This is a genomic window from Tepidamorphus sp. 3E244, assembly GCF_046159835.1.
Lineage (GTDB): Bacteria > Pseudomonadota > Alphaproteobacteria > Rhizobiales > Tepidamorphaceae > JACKJK01.
The window spans coordinates 1367665-1377158 of the sequence record NZ_JBJXCY010000002.1 but is presented as its reverse complement, the minus strand read 5'-3'; the positions used below and the strand labels follow the sequence as shown (position 1 = coordinate 1377158).

1 protein-coding gene is annotated in these 9494 nt (G+C 68.1%); it reads right to left on the bottom strand.

Going from position 1 to position 9494, the window contains the following annotated elements; genetic code table 11:
* Positions 1-9365: hypothetical protein (locus tag ACKTEK_RS15220; RefSeq protein ID WP_409166138.1), on the bottom strand; the 9365-nt coding region annotated here is incomplete at its 3' end.
* Positions 9366-9494: the final 129 nt, after the last annotated feature.

The window sequence follows — 9494 nt, the reverse complement described above, 5'->3', positions numbered from 1 at the left end:
ATGAGCGTGTCCGCGCCGCCAAGGCCCGCCAGCGTGTCGTTGCCCGCACCGCCGGTGAGGACGTTCGCGCCCGCATCACCGGTCAGCGTGTCGTCGCCCGAACCACCGGTTGCGTTCTCGAAGCCCGAGATCGTGTCGCCTGCCGCATCACCGCCAGAGGCCGTGTTGTTGCCAAGGTCCACCGTCACGCCCGCCGTGTCGGAGGCATAGGAGACCGTATCCGTACCAGTCCCGCCGGTCAGCGTGTCCGCACCGGCCAGGCCCTCGATGACGTCGTCGCCGCCCGCGCCGTCGATGGCGTTCGCGCCGGAATCGCCGGTCAGGGTGTCGGCATTTGCCGAACCCGTCAGGTTCTCGATATTGCTGAGCGTATCTCCTGCCGCATCGCCGCTGGAGCCGGTGCCCGCATCGAGGCTGACCGTGACGCCGCTGGCAGAACCGCTGTAGTCGGCGGTATCGATATCGTCGCCGCCGTCCAGCACGTCCGCGCCGATGCCACCAGTCAGCGTGTCGTTGCCCGTGCCACCGGAGAGGGTATCCGCACCAGCGCCGCCGTCCAGCGTGTCTGCTCCTGAGCCGCCGGTCAGAACGTTGATGGCTCCATCGCCGGCGAGGATGTCGTCGCCGGCGGAGCCGGTGAGGTTCTCGATATCGGTGAGCGTGTCGCCTTCCGCATCGCCACCCGACGCGGTGTTCGCGCCGAGATTGACCGAAACGGCTGCGACAGAGGCAGAATAATCCGCGGTGTCGACGCCCGCGCCGCCGTCCAGCGTGTCGGCGCCGCCATTGCCGCGCAACGTGTCGTTGCCGGCACCACCGGTCATCGCGTTGGCGCTGGCGTCACCGATCAGCGTGTCGTTGACGTTGGACCCGATGACATTCTCGACATTGGCGAAGGTATCGCCCTCGGCGTCACCACCTGTGCCAGTGCCTGAGGCGAGGTCCACCGTGACCGCGAGCGTCGAGGCGGAATAATCGACCGTGTCGGTATCGTCGCCGCCGTCGATGGCGTCCGCGCCCGCACCACCGATGAGGAGGTCGTCGCCCGCACCGCCACTCAGCGTATCCGCGCCATCCTCGCCGCGCAGGGTGTCTGCACCGGCGCCGCCGGTGAGCGTGTTCGCGAAGGCATTGCCGCGCAGGTCATCGTCCCCGTTGGAGCCGATGACCCCGTCGATATCGATGATGGTATCGCCCGTGGCATCGCCACCCGATGCACTGCCAAGCGTCAGGTCGACCGTGACCGCGGCAGCGGACGTCGAGTAGTCGATGACGTCGTTCGTGCCACCGCCGCCATCGAGCGTGTCGCCGCCGGCACCGCCGCGCAGCGTATCGTTGCCAAGACCGCCGATGAGGGTATTGGCTGCCGCATCGCCGATGAGCAGGTCGTCGTTGGATGAACCCGTGAGATTTTCAAAGCCCGAAAGCGTGTCGCCTTCCGCATCGCCACCCGTGCCGGTGCCGGTGTCGAGGCTGACCGTTACGCCGGCTGAAGACCCCGCGTAACTTGCGGTGTCCGTACCGTCGCCACCGATGAGCGTGTCGGCCCCCGCACCGCCATTGATGAGATCGTTGCCGTCGCCACCGTCGAGGACGTTGGCATTTCCATCGCCGGTGAGCGTGTCGGCCTGAACCGAGCCGGTGACGTTCTCGACCTCGGCAATCGTGTCGCCCTGGGCATCGCCACCAGAGCCGGTGCCTGTCGCCAGGTTGACCGTGACGCCGCTGGCGGAGGCGGAATAGTCGACCGTATCTGTGTCGTCGCCGCCGGTGATGTCGTCTGCGCCCGCGCCGCTCGCGATGGTGTCATCGCCGGCGCCGCCGTCGATCGTGTCGTTGCCGCCACCTGCGGAAATGAGGTCGTCGCCGGCGCCGCCGTCGATCACGTTCGCCGCCGAAGACCCGGTCAGCGTGTCGGCATTGGCTGAACCGATGACGTTTTCTATGCTCGACAGGGTGTCGCCTTCGGCGTCGCCACCCGACGCAGTGCCCGCGCCAAGGTTGATCGTCACCGCAGCGGATGAATCCGTGTAGTCGGCCGTATCGGACCCCGCACCGCCGATCAGCGTGTCGGCGCCGCCGCCCCCGTGCAGCGTGTCGTCGCCCGAGCCGCCGTCCAGCGTGTTGGCGTTGCCGTCACCGATGAGAAGGTCGCCGAGATTGGAACCTGTGACATTCTCGATGCGGGTATAGGTATCGCCCTCGGCATCGCCGCCTGTACCCGATCCGGTGGAGAGGTCCACGGTGACGGCCTGAGTGGACGCTGCAAAGCTGACCGTATCGGTGCCAGTACCGCCGTCGATGCTGTCAGCGCCCGCGCCACCCGTCAGGGTGTCGTCGTCGGCCCCACCGTCGATGGTGTCGTCGCCGTCGCCGGCATTGATGATGTCCGCGCCTGCGCCGCCTTCCAGCGTGTTGGTGTTGACGTCGCCGGTGAGGTTGTCGGCCTGTGCGGAACCGATGACGCCTTCGATCTGCGAAAGCGTGTCGCCCTGCGCATCGCCGCCCGACGCTGTGCCGGTTGCGAGGTTGACCGTGACACCTGCCGCAGACGCGCTGTAGTCGGCGGTGTCGAAATCGTCGCCGCCGATGAGCGTATCCGCACCGCCGAGACCGGCGAGCGTGTCATTGCCGGCCCCGCCGTTGATAACGTTGGCGTTGGCATCGCCGGTGAGCGAATCGTCATTTGCGGAGCCGGTGAGGTTCTCGATGCTGGAGAAGGTGTCGCCCTCGGCATCGCCACCGGTGTTGACGTTTGTCGTGAGGTTGGCCGTCACGCCAGCTGCAGAGGAGGCATAGCTCGCCGTGTCGGACCCAGCGCCGCCGGTCAGCGTGTCCGCGCCCGCGCCGCCTTCCAGCGTGTCGTTGCCACTGCCGCCATCGAGCACGTTGGCAGCCGTGTTGCCGCGCAGCGTGTCGTCGCCGCTGGAGCCGATGAGGTTCTCGATATTGGCGAGCGTGTCGCCTTGCGCATCGCCGCCGACGCCCTGTCCGAGCGTGAGATCCACGGTGACGGCGGATGCCGAGCCGGAATAGTCCGCAACGTCGATGCCGTCGCCGCCGTCGAGCTCGTCCGCGCCGCCACGACCGATGAGCGTGTCCGCCCCGTCACCACCGCGCAGCACGTTGACGCCGCTGTCGCCCGACAGGCTGTCGTCAAAGGCCGAACCGATCGCGCCTTCGATGGAATCGAGCGTGTCGCCGGTGGCATCGCCACCTGTGGCGGTACCCGCCGCGATGTCGACGGTGACGGCAGAGCCGGAGCCGGTGTAGTCGGCCAGGTCGATGCCCGCGCCGCCCTGCAGCGTATCGGCACCGCCGCCGCCGCGCAGGATGTCGTTGCCCGCGCCACCGGACAGCGTATTGGCGTTGGCGTCGCCGATCAGCGTGTCGTTGAGGGCCGAGCCGGTGAGGTTCTCGATGCCGGTGAGCGTATCGCCCTGCGCGTCACCGCCCGTGCCGGCGCCGGTGGAAAGATCCGCCGTGACCGCCTGCAACGAGCCGTCGTATGACGCGGTGTCGTTGCCGTCGCCACCGATCAGCGTGTCGGCTCCCGCGCCACCAAGCAGAAGGTCGTCGTTGTCGCCGCCGTCCAGCACGTCGGCGCCGCCACCGCCTAGCATCGTGTCGTTGCCGGCACCGCCGGTCAGCGCGTTGGCAAGCGCATTGCCCGTCAGCGTGTCGTCGAGGCCGGACCCGATCACGTTCTCGATGGTCGCCAGCGTATCGCCCTGCGCGTCACCGCCAGTTGCCGACCCGAGCGCGAGATCGACGTCGACGCCTGCCAGCGAAGCGGAATAGTCAACGGTATCAATGCCATCGCCACCGGTGAGCGCATCCGCGCCCGCACCGCCGATCAGCGTATCGTCGCCGTCATCGCCAAACAGCGCGTCCATGCCGGCACCGCCAGACAGGGTGTCCGCGCCGTCACCACCGCGCAGGGTGTTGGCGTTGGTGTCGCCGGTGAGATCGTCATCAAAGGCGGAGCCTGTCACGCCCTCGATGCCGGTGAAGCTGTCGCCGGTCGCATGGCCGCCGGAGGCGGAACTTGCCGCGAGATTGACCGTCACGGCGGCATCCGACCCGGTGTAGTCCACCACGTCGATGCCCGCGCCGCCGGTCAGGGTGTCCGCGCCCGCGCCGCCCTCGAGCGTGTCGTCGTCGTCGCCGCCGAGCAGCGTGTCGTCGCCCGCGCCACCGCGCAGGACGTCGTTGCCCGCGCCGCCTTCGAGCGTGTTGGCCGCGCCATCGCCGATCAGCGTATCGGCGAGGCCGGACCCGACCACCCGTTCGATTTCGGAATAGCTGTCGCCGTGGGCATCGCCGCCCGCGCCGGTGCCGAGTTCGAGGTCGACATTGACGCCTGCCGCAGAGGCCGAGAAATCCGCCGTGTCGAAGCCGTCGCCGCCGATGAGTTCATCCGCGCCCGCCCCGCCGACAAGCAGGTCGTCGCCTTCCTGGCCGTCGAGGATGTTGGCGCCCGCATCGCCGGTCAGGGAGTCGGCAGCCTGCCCGCCCGTCACGCCCTCGATGCCGGTGAACGTGTCGCCGGTCGCATCGCCACCGGAGGCGGAGTTGGTCGCAAGGTTGATCGTCAGCGCGTCGGCAGAGCCGGAATAGTCCGCGATGTCGGTGCCCGTTCCGCCGGTGAGCTGGTCGGCGCCCGCGCCACCGCGAAGCGTGTCGTCGCCGCTGCCACCGTCGAGCGTGTCGTCGCCGTCACCACCGTCGAGGGAATCGCTGCCGCCGTTGCCATAAATCGTGTCGTCCAGCGCGCTGCCGGTCAGCGTGTCGTCGAATTGCGAGCCGGACAGCGTCTCGATGCTGGTCAGCGTGTCGCCTTCCGCGTGGCCGCCGGTGCCGGTGCCGGACAGCAAGCTGACCGTGACGCCTGCGTTCGACGCCGTGTAGTCCGCCGTGTCGGTGCCGATGCCGCCATCGAGCGTGTCCGCGCCGAGGCCGCCGGCGAGGATGTCATTGCCATCGCCACCGATGAGGATGTTGTCGGCGGAATCGCCGCCCAGCGTGTCGTCGCCAGTGGAGCCGGTGAGGTTTTCGACACTGGAAAAGGTATCACCGGCCGCATCGCCGCCGGTGGCGGTATCGTTGAGCAGGTCGATCTGCACCGCGCTGGCGGACGCGGAATAGTCAGCCGTGTCGGACCCCGCACCGCCGATCAGCGTGTCCGCGCCGCCAAGGCCGATCAGTGTGTCGTCGCCGGCATTGCCGGTCAGGGTGTTGTCGCCGGAATCGCCTGTCAGGCTGTCGGCAAAGGCAGACCCTGCAACCGATTCCATATTGGAGAAGGTGTCGCCGGTCGCGTGGCCGCCGCTGGCGGAATTCGCGGCAAGGTTGATCGTGACGGCGCTGTCGGAGGCGGAATAGTCGATGGTGTCGATGTCCGCGCCGCCATCCAGCGCATCCGCGCCCGCGCCGCCGGCGAGGATATCGTTGCCCGCGCCGCCGTTGAGCGTGTCGTCGCCGGCTTCGCCGCTGAGGGTGTCGTCACCGGCAAGGCCGTCGATCACATTGGCCGCGCCATCGCCGGTCAGGGTGTCACCAAAGGCGGAGCCGGACAGGTTCTCGATTTCGACAAGCGAGTCCCCTTCCGCGTGGCCGCCGACGCCGGTGCCGCTGGTCAGCGAAACGGTGACGCCGCTGGTGGAATTGGCATAGTCGGCGGTGTCGGTGCCGTCGCCGCCGATCAGGGTGTCAGCACCCGCCGCGCCTTCCAGCAGGTCATCGCCGTCGCCGCCGTCGAGGGTGTTGTTGGCCGCATCGCCGACCAGCGTGTCGGCCTGCGCGGTGCCTGTGAGGTTCTCGATCTCGCTGAGCACGTCGCCCTCGGCGTCGCCGCCGCTCGCGGTGCCTGCGCCAAGATCGATATCGACGCCAAGCGCCGAGGCCGAGTAGTCCGCGGTGTCCGAGCCGGTGCCGCCGGTGAGCGTGTCGGCGCCCGTGCCGCCGATGAGGGTATCGTCGTCGACGCCGCCCAGCAGCGTGTCGTCTCCGCCGCCGCCGCGCAGGATGTCGTTGCCGGCATTGCCTTCCAGCACGTTTGCCTGCGCATCGCCGGTCAGGTCGTCGTCGAAGGCAGACCCGCCGACGCGCTCGATGGAGGAGAACGTGTCGCCGTCCGCGTCGCCGCCGGTGGCGGTCGAGGTGGCGAGGTTGATGGTGACCGCCGAGGCCGACTGGGTGTAGTCGGCGCTGTCCTCGCCATCGCCGCCGATGAGCTGGTCCGCGCCCGCGCCGCCTTCGAGGCGGTCGTCGCCGTCACCGCCGTCGAGGATGTTGTCGGCCGCATCGCCGATCAGCGTGTCGCCATTGGCGGAACCGATGACGTTCTCGACGTTGAGGATCGTATCGCCCTGCGCGTCGCCGCCGGTGCCCGCGCCGGTGCCGAGATTGACGGTCACGGCTGCAAGCGATCCGGCATAGCTGATGGTGTCGGTGTCATCGCCACCGTCCAGCGTGTCCGCGCCAGCGCCACCGGTCAGCAGGTCATCGCCCGCACCGCCGATGAAGGTGTTGTTGGAGGCATCGCCCGTCAGCACGTCGGCGAAATCGGTGGCAATGATCGTCTCGATGCTGGCGAGATTGTCGCCGGTCGCATCGCCGCCGGTGGCGATGCCGGTGGTCAGGTTGATGTTGATGGCGGTGGAGGCGGAATAGTCCGCCGTGTCGTTGCCCGACCCGCCGGCCAGCACATCCGCGCCCGCACCGCCGATGAAGTAGTCGTCGCCCGCGTTGCCGAGGAACACATCGTCGCCGGTCGAGCCGATGAAGGTATCGGCCTGCGCCGAACCGACGATGCGCTCGATGCCGGAGAGGATGTCGCCTTCGGCGTCACCGCCGGTGCCGGTGCCTGCGGCGAAGTCGATGGTCACGCCCTGCAGGGAGTAGCTGTAGTCGGCGGTGTCGACGCCGTCGCCACCGATGAGGGTGTCCGCGCCGCCGCGCCCATCCAATGTGTCGTCGCCGTCGGAGCCTTCCAGCACGTTGGCGGCGGCCGTGCCGATCAGCACGTCGCCGTCGAGCGAGCCGATCACGCGCTCAATGCTGTAGAAGAGGTCGCCCTGGGCATCCCCGCCGACGCCGACGCCGGTCGCCATGTCGATGATGACGGCGGTCGAGGAGCCGGAATAGTCGATGGTGTCGAAGCCGTCGCCGCCATCGAGAATATCGGCACCGCCCGCACCGGCGAGCACGTCGTCGCCGATACCGCCGAGCAGCGTGTCGATGCCGGACCCGCCCGTCAGCGTGTCCGCGCCGGCGCCGCCTTCCAGCGTGGTGGACGTGGTGGCGTTGCTGGTGAGGTTGTCGTCGAATGCCGAACCGACGACCCGTTCGATACCGGAGAATGTGTCACCCGCCGCATCGCCGCCTGATGCTGTGTTGGCCGCGAGGTTTGCGGTGACGGCGGAAGCAGCGGTCGAATAGTCCGCCGTGTCGGTGCCGGCCCCGCCGATGAACTGGTCCGCGCCCGCGCCGCCGACGAGATTGTCGTCGCCGTCACCACCGTCGAGAATGTCGTCGCCGCCCGCGCCGAAGAGCTGGTCGGCCCCCGCACCGCCTTCCAGCGTGTTGGCACTGGCATCGCCGCGCAGCGTGTCGTCGAAATCCGAGCCGATGACCCGCTCGATATCGGTGTAGGTGTCGCCCGCCGCTTCGCCGGCGCTGCCCGTGCCCGCGCCAAGGTCGACCGCGACGGCAGCCGCCGCATCGGCAAAGCTCGTCGTGTCGAAACCATCGCCGCCGTCGATCGCGTCCGCGCCCTCGCCCCCGATGAGCAGGTTGTCGCCGGCATCGCCGGTCAGCGCGTCATCGTGTTTCGAGCCTGCGAGACCCTCGACATTGGAGACCGTGTCACCGGTTGCAAAGCCGCCCGAATAGCTGGCGGTGGCAAGGTTCGCGGTGACGCCGCTCTGGGAATAGGCAAAGGAGACAAGGTCGATGCCCAGCCCGCCATCGATGGTGTCGCCACCGGCACCCGCAAAGATGACGTCGTCACCGTCGCCGGCGCCGAGGATGTTGCCCGCCGGAATCTTCGGCAGGATGTAGATCACTTCGCCGGTATCGGGATCGACATAGGTGGATTCCGTCTCGTCCGTCACGTCGCGGATGGCGAAGCGCGCGGTGCCGGCGATGAGGCTGAACGAGCCGCCGACATCGACGAGGAATTCCACCGAGAAGGTGAACTGCTGGTAGAAGCCGTTGGCATCCGGCGTGATGGAATCGTCAGGGATCGCGTAGCGGTAGACCAGGTCGAGCTGGTTGTAGTTCGCCGGGTCCGACGTATCCATGTTGATCTGGAAGTCGTCACCGACAGACGCCGCGCCGACGATGGAGAAGCCCTCGGGCAGATCGTAGATGCGCGCGGACACCGCCACCCATTCGGGCTTGGGCAGTTCGACGTCGATCTCGAAGACTCGGACCGTCGTGCCGATGGGCATGAGGTCGGGGTCGTCGGCATAGATGATATCGTTGAACGCCGTGCCGTTCATCGTTTCCGCTGCCGACTGCGCCGCGTAGGACGGATCGGTCTCGGCGGCGGCGACGGAAGCCGCGCCACGCATTTCCACGCCACCGCCGGAGATGGCCGAGGATGTCGGCGAGTTGTCGCCAAGCAGGGTGAAGTTCAGCTCCGCTGCCGGCGTGCCGTTGAACTCGCCGGTGCCAGTGCCGGTCGAGGGCGGGGTCGGCGCGGAGGATTGCGGCGAGGTGGTGCGCGTCGCCTGCTCGATTTCCTGGAACGAGGCCAGTTGCGGCTGGTCCTGGCCGGGCGTCTGCTCCTCGATCTGCTCGGGCGGCGGGGTGAAGACCTGCTTCTGGAGCTGGACGGTTTCCTGCTCGTCCGGCCCCTGGTTCTCTTCCTTGTTCTCCAACTCGGTGTTGGAGAGCTGCATCAGGGGCAGGTTCTCGGCGAACTGCACGTCACCGATCATCGCCATGAAGTCGGCGGCATCGAGCGTCGCGTCGGCGAATTCCAGCGCAAGAGGCTCGTTGAGAACAAGCTTCAGCGCGAGGCCGGGCAGGATGATCTTGCTGTCGTCGGAGAAGACGAGGACGACGTCCACGTCGAGCACGATGACCTTGCAGTCGGCTAGCTTGAAGGCGAAGCGGATGGCGTTGCGGCCTTCGAGATCATGGATCGCGAACTTGCCGGGATCGGGACGCTCGACGAGGAGCGGCTCGCCGGTGACGGCGGCCGCGCCGGCCGCGGCGCCGGCATCACCCTCGGCGAGCGCGAGGCGCACGTGACCGCGCGCGGAACCGGGCGCATCCGCACCATGGTCCGTCAAGCTCAGCCCGGAATCATTGCCACCGGCTTGCGCCGGCCCGCCGTCTTCGTTTTCGGCCATACACCTGCATCCAAACACGCCTGGAGCGCACTTCGGGCGCACTCCGGCTCGGTGCAGAGTAGAAATGATTCACTTACGGCTGGTTAACCAAACCAAATGATTCGGGTCCGTATCCATTCATCAAACGCA